The organism is Streptomyces sp. NRRL S-337, from assembly GCF_000720175.1.
In the GTDB taxonomy this organism is placed as follows: Bacteria; Actinomycetota; Actinomycetes; order Streptomycetales; family Streptomycetaceae; genus Streptomyces; species Streptomyces siderophoricus.
This window is the reverse complement of sequence record NZ_JOIX01000172.1, coordinates 1-875: the sequence shown is the minus strand read 5'-3', so window position 1 is coordinate 875 and position 875 is coordinate 1. Positions and strand designations below refer to the sequence as shown.

Genomic DNA, 875 nt, shown 5'->3' with positions numbered 1-875 from the left:
CTAAGGGTTGTCCCGTAAATGATCTACGGCATGCTGCTTGAGCAGCTCATTTCTCCGTCATCCGGCCAGGGTGAGGTTGTGCAGGCGGGCGATGCCGAGAATGGCGTGGTGGACTCCGTCACCCTTGAGGCGGCAGTCGCGGAGGATCTTCCAGGTCTTCATGCGGGCGAAGGCGTGCTCGACACGGGCGCGGACCTTGCGGTGGGAGGTGTTGTGCTCCTCTTTCCAGGCCGGCAGTTCGGTCTGGCCGCGCTCGCGGCGGTGTGGGATGACCAGCCCGGTGCCCCGGTAGCCGCCGTCCGCGATGACTGTGGTGCGACCGACGGCGTCCTTGGCGCCGGAAACCTCCCACGCCTTGCAGTCATTGCGGTTGCCCGGCAGCGGCCGGCCGACGGCGACGACCAGACGGCTGTCGGCGTCGATGACGACCTGATGGTTGGTCGAGTACCGGTAATTCTTGGACTGCTCGGCCACCTGGTGGTCGCGCGTGGGAACCAGGGTGCCGTCCACGATCAGCACGGCCTCCTTGCGGAACCGCTTGCGTTGCTGGAGCGCGAGCGAGGGTCCGAGGTGGTCGATGATGCGGTCGGCGGCCGACTTCGACACCCCGAACAGCGGCGCCAGCTGGCGCAGCGTGAGGTTGGTCCGCCAGTACGCGGCGACCAGCAGGACCCGGTCCTCCAGCGTCAGGCTCCACGGCCGGCCCTTGCGAACGGGGTCCGCTCCCTCGCGCCGCAACGCGGTGATCAGCTTGGCGAACTGACGCGGGCTCAGCCCGCTGAACGGTCCTATCCAGGACGGCTCCGACGCCGTGATCACACCAGACACAGCCAGATCATCTCACCCATGACCAGCAGTTACGGGACAACCCTTAG

The 875-nt window shown here is 67.0% G+C and carries 1 protein-coding gene; it reads right to left on the bottom strand.

Going from position 1 to position 875, the window contains the following annotated elements:
* Positions 1–57: 57 nt before the first annotated feature.
* Positions 58–828 carry an IS5/IS1182 family transposase gene (locus tag IG62_RS0140935; RefSeq protein ID WP_030816358.1) on the bottom strand — a complete coding sequence of 257 codons (771 nt, stop codon included), beginning with the start codon at positions 826–828 and terminating at the stop codon, positions 58–60.
* Positions 829–875 lie beyond the last annotated feature (47 nt).